The sequence below is a fragment of the Sorangium sp. So ce381 genome, from assembly GCF_051473845.1.
In the GTDB taxonomy this organism is placed as follows: domain Bacteria; phylum Myxococcota_A; class Polyangia; order Polyangiales; family Polyangiaceae; genus Sorangium; species Sorangium atrum.
Genome location: NZ_CP150336.1, coordinates 12596982 through 12613675, shown reverse-complemented (window position 1 = coordinate 12613675; position 16694 = coordinate 12596982). Strand labels below are relative to the sequence as shown.

General features: G+C 74.0%; 13 protein-coding genes and 1 other RNA gene. 8 read left to right on the top strand and 6 right to left on the bottom strand.

The window, feature by feature from the left end; genetic code table 11:
* The first annotated feature begins 65 nt into the window (after positions 1–65).
* Entirely contained in the window at positions 66–491 is a 426-nt protein-coding gene (locus WMF29_RS47455) for a TraR/DksA family transcriptional regulator (protein WP_437326622.1), read from the top strand.
* 174 nt (positions 492–665) lie between these two features.
* Here the strand turns inward: WMF29_RS47455 and def are convergent, their stop codons facing one another.
* Positions 666–1241, bottom strand: a complete 576-nt coding sequence (def, locus tag WMF29_RS47450) for a peptide deformylase (protein WP_437326621.1) — start codon at positions 1239–1241, stop codon at positions 666–668.
* 104 nt (positions 1242–1345) lie between these two features.
* On the opposite strand from def, the gene WMF29_RS47445 reads away from it, so the two are divergent.
* Positions 1346–2269: a hypothetical protein gene (locus WMF29_RS47445; RefSeq protein WP_437326620.1), complete on the top strand. Its 924-nt coding sequence runs from the start codon at positions 1346–1348 to the stop codon at positions 2267–2269.
* Positions 2270–2360: 91 nt separating this feature from the next.
* On the opposite strand, the gene WMF29_RS47440 is transcribed toward WMF29_RS47445, so the two are convergent.
* Positions 2361–3149, bottom strand: coding sequence for a hypothetical protein (locus WMF29_RS47440; RefSeq protein ID WP_272096757.1), 789 nt, complete (start codon positions 3147–3149; stop codon positions 2361–2363).
* 333 nt (positions 3150–3482) lie between these two features.
* Here WMF29_RS47440 and ffs point away from each other — a divergent pair.
* An RNA gene (ffs, locus tag WMF29_RS47435) (signal recognition particle sRNA small type) lies at positions 3483–3572 on the top strand.
* Positions 3573–3663: 91 nt separating this feature from the next.
* Here ffs and WMF29_RS47430 read toward each other — a convergent pair.
* Both WMF29_RS47430 and WMF29_RS47425 read right to left on the bottom strand, forming a co-directional pair.
* Positions 3664–5133 (bottom strand): hypothetical protein, encoded by a 1470-nt coding sequence (locus tag WMF29_RS47430; RefSeq protein ID WP_437326619.1) that lies wholly within the window; start codon positions 5131–5133, stop codon positions 3664–3666.
* Between the two features lie 55 nt (positions 5134–5188).
* On the bottom strand, positions 5189–9544 hold the full coding sequence (locus WMF29_RS47425; protein WP_437326618.1) for a serine/threonine-protein kinase: 4356 nt from the start codon (positions 9542–9544) through the stop codon (positions 5189–5191).
* 300 nt (positions 9545–9844) lie between these two features.
* Here WMF29_RS47425 and WMF29_RS47420 point away from each other — a divergent pair, with 300 nt between their 5' ends.
* A complete protein-coding gene (locus WMF29_RS47420; protein WP_437326617.1) occupies positions 9845–11356 on the top strand; it encodes a sigma 54-interacting transcriptional regulator in 1512 nt (503 codons plus the stop codon).
* Between the two features lie 78 nt (positions 11357–11434).
* Here the strand turns inward: WMF29_RS47420 and WMF29_RS47415 are convergent, their stop codons facing one another.
* Positions 11435–11875 (bottom strand): deoxycytidylate deaminase, encoded by a 441-nt coding sequence (locus tag WMF29_RS47415; protein WP_272096750.1) that lies wholly within the window; start codon positions 11873–11875, stop codon positions 11435–11437.
* A gap of 281 nt (positions 11876–12156) precedes the next feature.
* Between WMF29_RS47415 and purD the strand changes: the two genes are divergently transcribed.
* From purD to WMF29_RS47395, 4 genes are all read left to right on the top strand, one after another.
* Entirely contained in the window at positions 12157–13491 is a 1335-nt protein-coding gene (gene purD / locus WMF29_RS47410; protein ID WP_437326616.1) for a phosphoribosylamine--glycine ligase, read from the top strand.
* A gap of 9 nt (positions 13492–13500) precedes the next feature.
* Complete coding sequence (locus WMF29_RS47405; protein WP_437326615.1) at positions 13501–13950, top strand: hypothetical protein; 450 nt, start codon at positions 13501–13503, stop codon at positions 13948–13950.
* Positions 13951–14152: 202 nt separating this feature from the next.
* Positions 14153–15031, top strand: a complete 879-nt coding sequence (locus WMF29_RS47400; protein ID WP_437326614.1) for an FHA domain-containing protein — start codon at positions 14153–14155, stop codon at positions 15029–15031.
* Positions 15032–15034: 3 nt separating this feature from the next.
* Positions 15035–15883 (top strand): FHA domain-containing protein, encoded by an 849-nt coding sequence (locus WMF29_RS47395; RefSeq protein WP_437326613.1) that lies wholly within the window; start codon positions 15035–15037, stop codon positions 15881–15883.
* Here the strand turns inward: WMF29_RS47395 and WMF29_RS47390 are convergent.
* Complete coding sequence (locus WMF29_RS47390; RefSeq protein WP_437331252.1) at positions 15774–16493, bottom strand: DUF721 domain-containing protein; 720 nt, start codon at positions 16491–16493, stop codon at positions 15774–15776. The genes WMF29_RS47395 and WMF29_RS47390 overlap by 110 nt on opposite strands.
* Between the last annotated feature and the right edge of the window lie 201 nt (positions 16494–16694).

Genomic DNA, 16694 nt, shown 5'->3' with positions numbered 1-16694 from the left:
AAGGTGCGAGTCGCGACGGAATGAACCCGGCGCGGCCGGAGACGTCCGCCACGACGGCAGCCGCCATGCCGAGGCCGCCTGTGCGCCGCGCGGCGCCCGAAACGGACGACTCCGATCTGCCCGATCTCACGCAGGAGCAGCTCGACGAGCTCAGGCAGGCCCTCGAGGAGCGCCGGGCGAGCCTCGTCGCCAACATCGATGAGCGGCAGCACGCAGAGCGCGACATCTCGCGCGAGGTGGGCGACGAGATGGACGAGGCCAACGCCGAGGGCGCGACGTCGCTGACGTCGAAGCTCCTGGAGCGCGATGTCCGCGTGCTCGCCGAGATCGATCGCGCTCTCGCCAAGATGAAGGAGGGGAGCTACGGGATGTGCGAGGGCACCGGCGAGCCCATCGGTTACCGCCGCCTCAAGCTGCGTCCATGGGCGCGCTACAGCGTCGCGTACCAGGAGCAGATCGAGCGCGAAGAAAGAACCGGCGGCGGCTCCTGATCGCTCCCCGCCGGCAGACGCCGCACGTCCCTCCCCGCCAGCGCGGGCGAGAGACGTGCGGCCGGCGCTAGCGGAAGCGCATGTCCGCGAGGGCGCTCGAGCTCGTGCCGAGCGCTCTGGTCCACGCGCTCACGCGATCACGCGCGCCGCGCAGGGCGCGCGCGACGAGGCACATCAGCCGCCCATCCGCTGGATGAACGGGACGATGCGCTCGACGAAGGGCTGCTTGTGATAGCGGTCGAACTCCGCCCAGGTGCAGAGCGTCCGCGGATCCTTCACGCGATCGACGAAGAGCACGCCGTCGACGTGATCCTTCTCGTGCTGGAAGGTGCCCGCCGATAGCCCGCGCACGATGCGGTCGATCGGCCTCCCGTCGCGATCGAGGCCGGTGAGCCGGATCTCCGTATAGCGGTCGACAACACCCCTCAGGTTGGGGACGCTCAGGCACCCTTCGTAGTTCTCGAACGTCTCCTGCGTGAGCGGCTCGATCACCGGATTGACCACGACGGTGAGCGGGATGTTCGGCTTGTACGGGTAACGAGGGTTGTTCTGCACCTCGACCGCGAAGATGCGCACCGGCGCATGGACCTGAGTGGCGGCGATGCCCGCGCCGTTCGCGTCGCGCATCGTCTCCACCAGGTCGTCGATGAACGCCTGCATCGCAGGGGAGGAGAGCTCTCCTGGCGTGACCTCACGCGCTCGCTGCCTGAGGACGGGGTTGCCGATGTGGGCGATTTTCAGGAGCGTCACGCGGCGATCGTACCATGCACGCGCGCCGTCGGCCTGGCCGGCGATGGCGGCGCCAGGGCGCTGGCCCATGCGGCGCGCGGCGGCGTCAGCTATGGAGACGGGGCATGCATTACTTCCCTGACGAGCCTTGCGTCCCCGAACAGCAACAGGCGACCGCCGTCATGCACCTCCGCTTCGAGGACGTCAGCCAGAACGGACGGGTGATGCTGGACGCGCTGCCGCACGGCCTCGGGCCCGCGGTCTGGGTGAAGCTGCTGCAGGCGAGCCCCGTCGAGGCGCTCATCCGCACGCAAGGGATCGTCCCGATCCTCACGCGCCTCATCATCGAGGGCGGAGAGGGGCCGCTCGCGACGCGGGAGGCGCTGCAGCTGCAGGGCCGCTACCAGCTGGCGCACACGGAGGACGCCACCTCCCAGGTGAACCGGCTGATCCTCGCCATGTGGCTCTCGGCCAGCGGGCGCCGCAGCCGGACCTACGGCCCGCCGCCGCCCGGCGCGGGCGAGCCGATCCAGGTCGGTCGCGTGTTCGCGGAGCACGTCTTCACGCGGCCCTTCGCGGCTCCCGAGGCGCGCAAGGTGCTGCGCTTCGAGTCCCCGGATCTGCCGGCGGTGCCGCCCGAGCGCTACGACTTTCGCTCGCCGGAGGCGTTGATGGGCCTGCCCGAGGGCGCGGAGCCGCTCGACGCGAAGCCGACCCTGGATCCGATCCCCGTGGCGTTCGGCCTGGATCACACGGACGGGAACCAGCACGTGAACTCGCTCGTGTACCCGCGGCTCTTCGCGGAGGCCGCGCTGCGGCGTCTCTCGGCGCAAGGCCACAGCACGGCGGTGCTCGCCCGGAGGGTGGAGATCGCCTACCGCAAGCCGTGCTTCGCGGGCACGCAGGCGAGGATCCTGCTGCGCACGTTCACCCTCGGCGGCGCGCTCGGCGCGCTCGGCGCGTTCGTGCCGGACTCGCCGGAAGACCCCGCCAGCGCAGCCCCCGGCGCGCGCGCGTACTGCTACATCCGCACGCTGTTCCAGGGCTGAGCCTGCGCGAACGAGAAGCCGGCGCGGCCTCTGGAAGGACCGGCGTTCCCGGTCGGCGCCGCGCGAAGCGGCGCGCGCGATGACCAGCCCGCTACGCGCTCGCCGGGCGGGGAAGGCCGGCGCGATCGGCGATCTCGTCGTGGAAGGCGCGGAACGTCGACTCCTGGGGCCAGGAGGGCGCGTCGGCGAGGAGCTCCTCGACGCGGGTGAGCTCGCCCTCGTCGATGGCGACGACGGCCGCGGCGTAGCGCATGGCCCAGAAGACGAGCGGGCTGGCCTCGCTCGCGCGCTCCAGCAGCGCGCGGTCGCCCGGCACGCTCGTGTGGGCGAAGGCGCGGGCGAGCGCGCCGGCCGCCGACCGCAAGGTGACCACCCGGCTGCGGAAAGGCGAGCTGATGTCCGGGAGAGGGAGGCGCGCCAGGCGACCCGCCTGCGCGAGCGCCGTGTCGCGATCGCCCTCGAAGGTGCAGAGGAGCGTGTCGAGGAAGAGGCGGTGCTCGAGGGCCGCTTCCCACGCGGGCCCCCGCTCGGCGGCGGCCATCGCCGCGCGCGCCTTCTCGACCCAACCATAGGCCGCGAACGCGGTCGCCGTCATGAGCGGAGCCATCGTGGCGGGGTGCGGGACGCGGTGAAGCGACGACGACCAGCGCCGCAGCACAGAGCCCACATCGCCCGAGCGCAGCAGCCGGCGCAGCTTGCGGCGAGCGAGCCAGCGGGCCGCGCCGAACGCGAGAACGACGCTGAGCACCGCCCCCATGATCACCGGCTGCTGCCAGGCGAACCGGAGCGCGGCCGCTGCCAGCGCTGCGGAGCCGATGAAGAGAAGCACCGGAGTCAGCCGGCTGCCCCGTCCCTCGTCCTCGGAATCGAACGGATCCACGACACCTCCAAGCGTACGGGGCTTCCTGAACGAGGCAAGTCCCGGCCGATGCCACACCGGGTCGATCCATCGCGCCGCGCTCACACCTCCGCCCTTTGCACACCTCGATCGCATCTCACGCTCACACCTCACTCGCACCGCGCTCACCCCCGATGGCTCCGAGGAGAGAACCAGAGACGTAGCCGTGAGACGTGGGTGGCGTAGGCGGCGCTGCGTTCGCCAGGGAGCCGGAACGCCATGGCCCACGAATCGCCGCCGCACGCGTCGTGGGGCTCGACATGGGGACGAGGTTCGACTACGAAGTCCCTGCATCAGGCGAAAGCGCCTGGGACCTCATGGGTCCGCCGACAGCGCGCCGTGAACCCCGCCAGGCCCGGAAGGGAGCAACGGTAGCGGAAAGCGAGTGTGGCGGGCCCACTTACTTTTTGTCGGTGCAGTTGTGGACCCGACGCGCTCCTGCGCTCATCTCGGGGCGCGGTCCCAGAACCGGGCCGTCGCCGCGGTGATGCAGGCCTCAAGGGGCGTCGAGCGCCGCGGGCGCGATGGGCGCGACGGGCACGGAGAACAGCGCCTCCGGGCTCGTCACGATGCGCGGGACATCCGCGCCGCGCAGCGGGCTGACGCCGCCAGCCGGCAGACGCTGCTGGACGATGCCCGCCGCTTCGTCGCCGCCCTCCAGCGTCACGGCGGAGAGGCGGCTGTCCGGGCCGACGCCGCCGTCGATGAGCACGCTCGCGCGGCGGGACGGGCTGATGGAGGGGTTGAGGGACTCGAGCCCGTTGCCGCTCAGGACGAGCCCGAAGATCGCGGCCTGCGCGCGCTCCTGCCAGCTCACGCCGTCGCCCACGACCTCCTGGGCGAGCCCGCCGTCCGCGCTCACCACCGCCGAGTCGGCGAAGGTCCCGGCGATGCGCATGCCGTCGATGATGATGCCGTGCGCGTCGCCGCTCATCCCCAGGCCGATGGCCCGGTTCTTCTCGAGGAGGCCTCCCGTGAGCTGGACCGTCTGCTCCGGCGTCGTGTTCTGGATCCAGATGCCGGGCTGGTTGCCGCTCACCTCGAAGCCCTCGCCGCTCTCGCCGAGGGCTGCGTTCGCTCGATCGATCAGGAGACCGAACCCGGTGTTGTCGGCGATCGTGAGGGCCGCCGCGTCGAGGGTCGAGCAGCCGGACGCGGAGATGCCGCCGCTCGGATCGAACCCGCTCAGGCCATTGCCGCTGACCTCGACGCGAGACATCGTCGCGCGCGCTCCGACGAGGGACACGCCGATCACCTTGCTGTCGCGGACGAGAGCGTCCTCGACGTGGAGCTCCACCGGCGCCTCGCAGTCACAGCCGCCGGTGCACTGCGCCCACAGCCCCGGCCCCTGCGAGCCCGAGACGACGGACCGCACGACGGCGACGCGACCTGCGTCGAACGCGCTCAGGCCGTACCGCGCGGAGCCCTCGATCGCCGACGCGACGAGGTCGAGCGACGCGCCGAGGCCGAGCGTCACGCCGTCGGACGCGCTGCCGACGACGCGCACCGCCTCGATCCGCGCCCGCGCGCCGGCCGCGATCCGCACGCCGCCCTCGCCCACCGTCAGCCCCCGGAGGACGGCGCCCTCGCCGGCCGCGAGCGAGACCGCCGCGACGCTCACGGAGCCAGCGCCCCGGCCGAGGAGGCTCACGCCGGGGGGCAGATCGATCGGGCCGTAGGCGCCAGGGCCGAGCGCGATGCACGCCCCAGGTCGCGCGGCCTCGGTGGCCTGCGAGAGCGCGGCGGCGCTCGAGACCTCGACGACCTCGGCGCAATCGACCGAAGCGGCGCAGAAGTCGCTGTCGCAGAGCGCCCCCGCGGGGACGCCGATGCACGCGCCAGTCGCCGCGCGCGCGCCAGGGCATCCGCCCGGCGGCGCGGGATCCGACGCGCACCCGAGCGCCGCCGAGCCGAGCGCGGCCGCGGCGATCAGAACGAGAGCTGCCTGATTCCAAGCCTTGGTCATGACGAACGTCTCCCGCGCGACACGTCGCGCTACCTGACGAGAAAGGGTCAGCCCCTCAGGGATCCGAGAGCAGCGCGCGGCACTCGCCGGCCCGCGCCGCGAGCTCACCGTCCCGGAAATGCGCCCCCAGCGAGGCGGAGAGCTGCGCCACGGCCGCCTCGGCGCGAGGGCGGGTCGAGGCGTCGCGGAGGGCCGCGCGGCAGATCCGCGCGAGGCCGAGCGCCACGTCCGCGAGGTACACGCGCCCGCCGCCCACCTCGGCGAGGCGCAGCGCCGCGCAGCCGGAATCGAGCGCCTCGCCGACGTGGCCGGCCGCGAGGAGCGCGGCGGCGAGGTTGCGGTGCGCGTCCGGGAGATCGGCGCCGGCGCCGGCCTGCTCGCCCAGCCTCACGGCGCGCCGCGCGTGCTCCAGCGCGGCGTGCGGGCGCGCGAGGCGGAGCTCGACCTCCGCGAGGTTGTTGTGCCCCGACGCGATCGCCTGGAGATCGCCGAGCCGCTCCTTCAGCGCGAGCGCTCGGGCGAACACCTCCCGCGCGCCGCCGAGATCGCCCTTCGCGAACAGCACGGCCGCGACGCCGTTCAGCGCGAAGCTCAGCGCCTCGGGGTACGCGCGCTCGTCGACGGCCCGCGCAGCCTGGCGGTAGCAGCGCTCGGCCTGCACCAGCCGACCGCGCGAGTAGAACACGGTCCCGAGCGCGAGGAGCAGCTGCGACGCCGCCGCGCGGCGGCGGTCGTCGCCTCGAGGCAGCGTCCGGCAGATGCGCAGGCTCCGGAGCGCGACCGCGCGACAGGCGTCGAGATCGCCCGCGCGCCGGTGGAGCGCCGCGAGCAGCCCGTACATGGGGAGCGTCTCCGGGGCGGCGCCGCCGCGCTCCGCGAGCGCGATCGCGCGCTCGACCAGCGCGCGCGCGTCGGCCGTCGCGCCGCGCACCTTGAGCACGAGGGCGAGGCGGAAATCCACGCGCGCATCCCAGAACAGCGCGGCCTCCGGGCCTTCCGCGGGCGGCGCGGAGGCGCGCCGCTCGACGCGGAGGATCCGCGTCCGCGCCTCGATGTACGCGCGCTCCGCCTCGTCGAGGCGGCCCGCCCTGCGGAGGGCGTCGCCGACGTCGAGCAACAGCGCCGCGCGCTCGTGCCAGGCGAACAGCCGGCGCTCGTCGCCCCCCGGCGCGGCGGCCGACGGGGCGCGCGCCGCGGAGCCCCTCGCCGGGGCGCCGTCCGCCGCGCTCGCGTGGATCTCCCGGGCCCGCTCGAAGTGCCGCAGCGCCTCGGCGTTCTGCCCGAGCGACGACGCGCTCGCCGCCGCGCGCGTGTAGGCGCGCGCGGCGGCGAGCGCGTCGCCGCCGCGATCATGGTGGAGCGCCGCGAGCGCCTCCCCGAGCCCCCGCGGCGCGCGCGCAGGCGAGCGCCCCGCCGAGACGCCGTCGACCCAGGCAGCGACCGCGCGGTGCATGGCCCGGCGCACCTTGAGGCTGAGCGTCTCGTAGGCGATCTCCTGGGTCGCCGCCTCGGCGAAGACGTACTCGCAGTCCCCGGGGAAGGTGGACGCGTCGCGCGCCTGGATGAGCTGCTGATCCCGGAGCCGCCGCAGCACGTCCGCGGTGCTCGATCCGCCGCCGTGGAGCGGCGCGGCGCCGCGGAGGTGGTCGATCGCGCCCTTCCAGAACGTCCTGCCGACCACGGCCGCCTGCGCCAGGACCGCCCGCGCCTCGCCGTCGAGCCGATCGAGCCGCGCCTGGACGATGCCCTGGATCGTCGCCGGCAACGAGAGCCGGGCGAGCTGCTCCTCGTGCAGGATCCAGGGCTCGCCGAGGCGCCGCTCGAGCGCGCCGGCGTCGATGAGCAGGTACAGCGTCTCGGTCAGCGTGAGCGGGTTGCCCTCGGCGCGCTCCGCGAGCGCGCGGAGCGCCTCGGCGGAGCAGCCCGCGACGAGGCGGAGGCGCTCGCGCGCCATGTCCTCGATGTGCCGCCGCGGCAGCGGGCCGAGATCGAGGCGCGCGTGGCTCGCTTTCCCTTCGCCCCAGTGCGGCCGCCGCTCGTAGAGCTCGGGCCGCGCCGCGCCGATGAGGAGCAGGGGCGCGTCCGACAGGCGCACGGCGAGGTCGTCGAAGAGGTCGAGGCTGGCCTCGTCCGCCCAGTGGATGTCGTCGAGCAGCACGACGACGGCTCCGCGCGCGGCCATCGCCCGCAGCAGCATCGCGACGGCCGCGGCCACCCGCTTCGCCACCTCGACGCCGCCCTCGTCGGGGACGATCGCCGTCGCGGGCGCGGCTCGCGCCGCCGGGGACGGGCAGAGCACGGCCGCGACCTCCGCCAGCGCGTCCTCCAGGGCGATCGGGTGCGGCGCGCCGCCTGCCTCGCCTCCGGCGTCTGCGCCCGCGACGCCGCTCGCGAGCTTGCGCAGCACGACCTCGCGCGGGTCGCCGTCCTGGATGTGGAAATGAGCGCGAAGGAGCGACGCGGCGAGGTGGTAGCTCGCATCCATCGACAGCGACGAGCACGCCGCGCCGAGCACGATGCACGGCTCCGCCTGCGACAGCGCCCTCGTCCGGACCTCGGCGAGGAGGCGGCTGCGGCCGATGCCGCCTGCGCCGATCACCGAGACGAACATCGCGCGCCGCTCCGCGATGACCGTCTCCAGCGCCTCCGAGAGCCGCTGCACCTCCCCCGCCCGCCCGACGAAGCGGGTGTCGAGGCCGAGGAAATCGGATCCCGCGCCCGATCCGCTCGCGAGCTTCAGCACACGGAAGCCCGTCGCGCCGTCGCCCTGCGGCTCGACCTGGAAGAGCCCGGCCACCTGCCGGAACGTCGGCTGAGCGATCAGCACCGCGCCGGGCGCGGCGGCCTGCTGGAGCTGGGCGGCCGCCTTCAAGGCCTCGCCGGAGGCGTCGACCGGGGCGCCCCGCCCGGTCGCGCCGCTCACGAACAGCCTTCCCGTGCTGATGCCCACGCGCAACATCGGCCGGGAGCGCCGCGGCAGCTGGACGGGGAGCGACGCGGCGTCGAGCGACGCGAGCTCCAGCCCGGCGCGGACGGCGCGCTCGGCGTCGTTGTCGCTCGCGCGCGGCGCGCCGAACAGCGCGGTGACGACGCCGTCGCTCCTGCCCTTCACGACGCCCCCGAGCGCCTCGACGCGCTCGCGGACGAGCTCGCGGCACGCCTCGCGTAGCTCGAGCTCCTGCTCGGGATCGAGCGGCTCCTGCCCCTCGTCGCCGGCGACGATCTCCGCGGAGAGCACGGTGCAGACACGGTACTCCCCCGCGGGCGCCGCGACCTGCGCCGCGCCCGCGGGCGCCGTGACCTTCGTGGCGTCGGCGGGCGCCGGAGCGGCCGGGAGCGCCGCGCTCGGACCCCGCGGAGACGCCTGGTCGGCCCTCGGCGAGATCGTGGAGAGCGGGGCAGCCGGCGGCCTGTGCGAGGAGCCGGCGCGCGCGGACGCGAGCGCTTCTCCGAGCTCGCGCGCGTCCCGGAAGCGCGCTGCCGGATCGACCGCGACGGCTCGCGCGACGACCGCCTCGAGCGCGGGGCTCGCCTCGACGCCCAGCCCCGCGAACGACGGCCGCCTGCGCGGGTCCACGGCGGCGAGGTAGAGCTCGGCCCAATCACGCCCGTCGATCGGCGGCTTCCCCGAGGCCAGCTGCAGCAGGACGAGCCCGAGCGCGAACACGTCCGTCCAGGGCCCCGTCGCGCCGAGCTTCGGCTCGAACTGCTCCGGAGCGCCGTAGAGCGGCGTGAACACGTGCAACGTCGGCGACGTCACGAGCACCTGCGTCGTGTCGCTGGCGCTCACGCGCTGCGGCGCGGCCACGGCTCGCCTCGTCTCCGCGAGCGCCTTCGACAGCGGCATCGACGCGTCGATCACCTTGGCGATGCCGAAATCGACGACCTTGATCGTCGTCGCGCCGGGCGTCTCGACGAGGAACAGGTTCGCCGGCTTGACGTCGCGGTGAGAGACCCGCTCGTCGTGCGCCATCGCGAGCGCCCCCACCGCCGGCGCCAGGAGCTCGATCGCCTCGTCGACCGAGTACGGCGCGCGCCCGGACGCGCGCCGCGCCTCGATGTGCTGCGCGAGCGTCTCGCCCTCGAGCCACTCCATGACGATGTACGGCGTCCAGCAGCCCTCCGGCGAGGTCGCGGCAGAGACGTCGAGCGCCTGGACGATGCCCGTCGTCCGGCGCGAGAGCCGGTGCAGCAGCCGGGCCTCGCGCTCGAACGTGTCGAGCAGCGACTGCCGCTCTTCCGGCAGGAGATCTGCGGGGATTTTCAGGCACTTGACCGCCACCTGCTCCTGGAATCCCAGGTGGGTCGCCCGGTAGACCACGCCGAACGTCCCCTCGCCGGCCACGGCGTCCACCATCAGCTTGCCGCCGATGGAGCTGCCCACCCAGCCGAACGGGTCCCGCGCGATCATCCGCGGAAACTCTACTGCCCGCGCCGCGGCGCCGGGAGCGCGCCGCCTCGCCGCGATGACGATCGCCGCCCCGCGCGCGCTGGACCACCTCGACCGCCACGGCGGGGGAGCCCCGCGAGCGGAAGGTGAGCGCGACGGAAGTCGCCCTGCGCGCGCGTCCGTGCTACGCCGCCGGCTGCTGGGCGCGCCCTCGGTCCTGGCGACCGTCCTGCGAACGCTGCCGCAACGGTCCCCGGAGCGGATCGCACACGCGCAGCGGCGGGGCGCCGCTCGTCGTCCGGCGCGACTCTGGGGTGCGATGTGGCTGATCCGGAGATTCTTTCCCGCGACGGTGGCTCGCTCGAGCTCCTGATCATCACCCAGAGCTCGATGAGCACCCGGCAGCTGCCGGGTTCGGGCAGCGTCGTCCTGGGCAGGGACGAGGACGCCGACATCTGCGTCCCCGACTCCTCGGTGTCGCGCCGCCACGCGGTGCTGCACCTGGGCCCGCCGCTCCGGATCGAGGACCTCGGCAGCAGCAACGGGACCCGCGTGCGCGCCCGGCACTGCAGCGCGGCGACCGAGCGCCTGATCGACGTCGGCAAGGGCGCGTCCGCGCGGGGCGCTGCGGTCGAGCTCGCGCCCGGCGACGTCATCTACCTGGGCGCCGCGCGCGTCGTCCTCCGCCAGAAGGGCGGCGAGCGGGACGCGGGCAAGGACGTCATCGTCAAGGACGACGCGATGCGCGCCGTCTACGAGCTGGCCGAGCGCGTCGCGAAGGGCCCGATCAACATCCTCCTCCTCGGCGAGACGGGCGCCGGCAAGGAGGTGCTGGCCGAGTCGATCCACAGGGCCTCGCCGCGCGCGAGCCGCCCGCTCCTGCGCCTGAGCTGCGTCGCGCTGTCCGAGTCGCTGCTCGAGAGCGAGCTGTTCGGCCACGAGCGCGGCGCCTTCACCGGCGCCGTCCGGGCGAAGCCGGGGCTGCTCGAGACGGCCGAAGGGGGCACCGTGTTCCTCGATGAGATCGGCGAGCTGCCGCCCTCGATCCAGGCCAAGCTCCTCCGGGTCATCGAGGAGCGGAAGGTGATGCGGGTCGGCGGGCTGACCCCCATCAAGATCGACGTCCGCTTCGTCGCGGCGACGCACCGCGACCTCGAGGCCGAGGTGAGCCGCGGCGCGTTCCGGCAGGACCTGTATTTCCGGCTGAACGGCGTGACCCTCGTCATCCCGCCGCTGCGCGAGCGGCCCGGGGAGGTCGCGGCGCTGGCGCAGCTCTTCGCGGAGCGCACGGCGAAGGAGCTCTTCCCCGGCGAGGCGAGCGCCTTGGCCGTTCCGATCTCGCCCGCGGCCCTGGCCGGGCTCCAGCGCCACAGCTGGCCAGGCAACATCCGGGAGCTGCGCAACGTGATCGAGCGCGCGGTGATCCTCGCCAACGGGGCGCCCATCGAACCGGAGCACCTGCTCCTCTCCCCGCTGGCCGATCCCACCCGTCCATCGCATGCCGTGCCCCTTCCGGTGCGCCCGCCGCAGGCGCCCGTCTCGGCGCCCTCGGACGCGAGTGCGGCGGCGTCTGCGTCTGCGTCTGCGTCTGCGTCTGCGTCTGCGTCTGCGAGGAGCGTGCCCGACGTCGCGAAGAGCGCGCCGGACGGCGTGGACCCGGGCCCCACGCGGCTGCGCGACGCCATGGAGGCCCACGAGCGCGAGCGCATCGTCCAGGCGCTCGAGCAGTGCATGGGGAACCAGACGCGCGCCGCGGCGCTGCTCGGGATCTCACGGCGCACGCTGGTCGAGCGGATCCGCGTGTACGGGCTGCCGCGGCCGCGCAAGGCCTGAGCGTTGCGCAGGTCGCCGCGCAACCTGGCGTCGACTGCGCGAGGGCTCGCTCAACCGAGCGCCCGCCCGCGCAACGCCTCAGGCGGGCGTCTCGCGCCGCTCCAGCGGGGCGAGCTCGATCCCGAGCTCCGTGGCGAACCGGAAGATGCGCTCGTCGCGGTAGAACTCGCCGAAGACGACGCGCGAGAGCCCCGCGTTCGCGATCATCTTGAAGCACCCCCAGCAAGGCGAGGCCGTGACGTAGACCGTCGCGCCGTCGATCCGCACCCCGTTCCGCGCGGCCTGGATGATGGCGTTGGCCTCCGCGTGGATCGTGCGCACGCAGTGGCCGTCCTCGATCAGGTGCCCCTCCTCGTCGCAGTGAGGCAGCCCCCGGATCGAGCCGTTGTACCCGGTCGCGAGGATGCTCTTGTCGCGCACGATCACCGCGCCGACGTGCTTCCGATCGCAGGTCGCCCGCGACGCGACGACCTCGGCGATGCGCATGAAGTATTCATCCCACGAAGCCCGATGCGTCATCGCTCACCTCCACGACGGGGGATCCGCGCCCGCCGCCCCCTCGACGTCCCCTCGACGTCGAGCGACCCGCGCTCGCCGATCCCTCCAGAATGTTCAGGGATCCGCCCTCCGGTCCCCCTCGCGAAGGGCCCGGCGGCGCGCGTCCGCAGCCCCGGCTGAGCCGCGCCGCGCGCCCCGCGGGCGCTTCTATCACGACGCCGGGCGCCGCGGAGCCCCCCCGCGGGCACGGGACCGCGCGAGGCGCCTCGACAGCAAGGCCCGGCGCGTGGTAGCGCGCGGGGGTGAGCTCCGCCGCCCCCCGAAGGTCAGACCGCCGCATCCTCGTGCTCGGCTCCGGGGGGCGCGAGCACGCCCTCGCGCGTGCGTTCGCCCGATCGCCCTCGGTCGCCGAGGTGATCGTGGCGCCCGGGAACGCCGGGACCCACGCGCGAGCAGGCGCCGGCCGCGCCCCGATCCGCCGCGTCGACCTCCCGTCCCTGTCGCCCGCCGAGGCGACCCGGCTCGCCGTCCGCGAGCGCGCCGACCTGGTCGTCGTCGGCCCCGAGGCGCCGCTCTGCGCCGGCGTCGCCGACGCGCTCGCCGCCGAGGGCGTCGCCGTCTTCGGGCCGAGCCGCGAGGCGGCCCGCCTCGAGGGGTCGAAGGCGTTCCTCAAGGAGTTCGCCGCCCGCCACGGGATCCCGACCGCGCCGTTCCGGATCGTGCGCTCCTTCGACGAGGCGGCCCGCGTCATCCGCGAGCGCGGCGCGCCCATCGTCGTGAAGGCCGACGGCCTCTGCGCCGGCAAGGGCGTCGTCGTCGCGACGACCGTCGACGAGGCCCTCGCGGCCGCGAAGGACATGCTCGTGGATCGCCGCTTCGGCGACGCCGGCGCGACCGTGATCCTCGAGGACGCGATCCTGGGCGAGGAGGCCAGCGTGCACGCCATCAGCGACGGTGAGGCGATCTTCGTCCTGCCGGCGGCGCGCGATCACAAGCGCGTCGGCGAGGGCGACACCGGGCCGAACACGGGCGGCATGGGCGCGTTCGCGCCGAGCGCCCGCGTCACCCCGGCCCTGACCGCGCGCGTCGAGCGCGAGATCCTCCGGCCGACGATCGACGGCATGCGGGCGGAGGGGAGGCCCTTCCGCGGGGTGCTGTTCGCGGGCCTGATGATCACGCCCGCCGGGGACCCCATGCTGCTCGAGCACAACGTCCGCTTCGGCGATCCCGAGTGCGAGGCGCTGATGGAGCTGATCGAGGGCGACGTCGCCGAGCTCTGCGCGTCTGCCGCGTCGGGCGCGCTCGCTCCCGGGGCGGCGCGCGTCGCCCCCGGCCGCCACGCGCTCACCGTCGTCCTCGCGGCGCGCGGCTACCCCACGGCGCCGGTGACCGGCGACGTCATCCGCGGCCTCGACGCCGCGGCCGCGGTCGAGGGCGCCTTCGTGAACCACGCGGGCACGGCCGAGCGGGACGGCGCGGTCGTGACCGCGGGGGGCCGCGTGCTCGCCGTCACCGCCGCGGGCGATTCGCTCGCCGAGGCGCGGGAGCGCGCCTTCCGCGCCGCGGGCGCCATCGACTTCGACGGCAAGGTGCTCCGCCGCGACATCGGGGTGGACGGAGCGCGCGCGGCCGGGTGAGGGGGCACCATGGAGCCCATCGTCGATCTCGCCCCAGGCGCTGAGGAGAACCCGCTCGCCGCCTACCTCGGCCAGCTCATCCGCGAGCACCTCGCGCGCGACCCGAAGCGCGCCGCCGATTTCCGGGCGCTGCGCGGGTCGGTGCTCGTCGTCGCGCAGGACGCCGACACGTCCATGACGATGCGCTTCGACCACGGGCGCCTCACCATCCACGACGGCGCCATCGGCATCCCGTCCGTCACGTTCTGCGGCGACGAGTCGGCGCTCCGCCGGCTCCCCGACGTCGCGTTCCACCGCTGGCTGCGCCTCCCGAAGCTGGGGGTGCTGCACCGCCGCCAGAGCGGCCCCCTGCGCGACCTCGCGCGCCTCGTGGCCAGAGGGGAGCTCAAGATCTACGGCCTCGTCGCGCACCCAAGGCTCCTCCTTAGGCTGCTCCGGGTCCTCTCTCGCCTCCCCTGAGCCTCCCCGAGCCGGTCGTAAGGGCGCGCGACGACACGCCACGCGACGACGACAGCGACGAGGACGACTGGTGTGATACTGTAAGACGGTAACAGACGTCCCGTCCGTATTGCACGGCCCTTCTTGTGGGCTTGCAAACCAATGCTACGCGGCCCGAAAGCTGTCTTTTGACGGCCTGTTGGGCTGTTGGTATGGCTCGATCATGGGCATCCGATTGCGCTACCTCGCCCACGATCTCGAGGTGCCGCTCGGCGAGTTCTTCATCGGACGGAGCGCGGACTGCCAGCTGTCGCTGGACGACCCGCTGGTGTCGCGCAGGCACGCGCTGCTGACCGTCGGTGAGGGCGGCGTCGCGATCGAGGATCTCGGCAGCCGCAACGGCGTGCTCATCAACGGGGCTCGGATCGCGGGGCGCCAGATCCTGTCGGACGGCGACAAGATCGCGATCGGGGGGCAGGAGATGTTCCTGCTCGGGGCCATCGAGCCGAACTCGGCGCACTCGCCCCGGAGCGCGCCGCTCTGGACGAGGCAGCAGAACGCGCGCACGGTCGACATGAGCGAGATGCCCGGGGGCGAGGACGACGGCGCGACGGCCATCGCCTCCCGGAGGTCGCTCCCCGGGCTCGTCCCCCAGCACCCCGACAAGCGCGTGCACGCGCTCAGCCTCATCGGCAGCGTCGCCGACAAGGCGCTCGCCCTGGGGCGCGTGGATGAAGCCGAGCGCATCCTCCAGCGCTCGCTCACCGACATCCTCACGAAGGCGCGGGACGGGGGCGTCGGCGCCGTGCAGCCCGAGCTGGTCGAGAAGGCAAGCATGTATGCGGCCCGCCTCGCCGCGGCGACGGGTCGCGGCTCGTGGATCAACTACATTTTCGAGCTGAATACCCGGCTCGAGCTCCTCCTCCCCGCTTACCTCGTCGATGAGCTGTATAGTGTCCTGCGCAAGGTGAAGGCCGTCGACATGTCCATTCTCCGTGGCTATGCGAAGCGGCTCCGCGAGCGCGCAGGCGAGCGTACGCCGGCGGAGCGGTTCATCCTCCAGCGTATCGAAGGGCTCGAGCGCCTCGGCGCACTGAAATAGACCATGCCTTTCCGCCTCCGGTACTTGGCGCACGATTTCGAGCTCCCCGAAGGGCCCTTCGTGATCGGCCGGAGCGGCGATTGCCAGCTCTCGCTCGACGACCCGCTGGTGTCGCGGCGCCACGCGACGCTGCAGGTGCGCAGCGACGGCGTGGCCGTGCACGATCTCGAGAGCAGGAACGGCGTGTACGTCAACGGCACGCGCATCTCCGGCCAGCGCGAGCTGACCGACGGCGATCGCATCATCATCGGCAGCCAGGAGATGCTGCTCTACGGCGGGGAGGAGTCGCGCCCCCACGACGCCTACGGGGTCGAGTTCCGGCGCGCGACGGCGACGCTCGGCGCGATGGCGCTGACCGAGATGCGCAAGATGTCGGACGACCCGACGGAGCTCACGAGCCCGACGGGAGACGGCGGGTCCAAGGGCTTCCAGTCGCTGCGCCTGCTCGCGAGCCTCGCCGACAAGGCGCTGGCGATGGGCCGCAGCGAGGAGGCCGAGCGCATCCTGCAGACGGTGCTGATCGACATCCTGAGCCGCGCGCGGACGAACGTGCCGCTCGAGATGCCGGCCGCGGAGCTCGCCGCGCGCTACGCGGCTCGCCTCGCGGGCGCCACGACCAAGGGGACGTGGGTCAACTACGCGTTCGAGCTCTTCACGATCGCGCGCCGCCCGCTTCCCGGCCCCGTCGTCGATGAGCTCTACACCGTCGTCCGGCGCGTCAAGACGCTCGATATCCAGCCGCTCAGGATCTACCTCGACGACCTGCGCCGGATGGCTCCGTCGTTCGGTCCGACCGAGCGGTTCTTGATGCAGCGGATCGAGGGTCTCGAGCGCCTCGTCGCGGCGAAGTAGCCGCCGCGTCGCCGCCGGGCGTCGCGGGAGCGGCGGCCTCTGGCGACACGCGCGACGCGCGCGGAGCCGGCGGCTGCGCCGCGCGGGCGGCCCCGTGTGGGGCAGGCGGCTGCGCCGCGCGGGCGGCCCCGTGCGAGGCAGGCGGCTGCGCCGCGCGTGGAGCAGGCGGCGGCACAGGTGGGGCCGGCGCGGCGGAGGGCTGGAGCGGCGGCGGCGCGTTGCGGGGGCGCGCGCCCGCCTCGGCTTCCTGCCAGCCGAGGTTCCTCGCGGCGGCCTTCGCGATCGCATCGCGCAGCTCGGTATCGGCGACCTTCCCGAGCTCTCGCCGCACCTCGACCGGGAGCGGCGCCTCCTTCGGGGTCGGGCGGACCTCCTCGCGCCACGGCGGCCGCGCGACCGGCTCCACCTTGCCGACGCGGAACCGGAGCGACTGCACCGGGAGGCCGCGCGACCGGAGCTGCGCGGTGATGGCATCGCCGAGCAGCGAGAGCTCCTGCGCCCACATCGAGCTCGCCGCGCGGACGTGGAGCACGCCGCGCTCCAGCTTGAGCGGCCGCGCGCGCGCGGCGATCCGGGACCCCACGGCCGCTTCCCAGTCGCGGAACGGCATTGGCGAGGTGTCGACCTCCGCCGGCGCCGAGAACGAAGACGCGCGCTGGATCAGCCCGCCCAGCCGTTCGATCCCACCTCCGCTCCGACGCGACATGCGCGCCGAGCGTAGCAGCCTGACAGCGCCGTGCTCCGACAGAGCGCGCCGTCCAGGCTCGCCCAGCGTCACGGACGGTCAGCCTCTAGGCGCCGCCTGGTGACA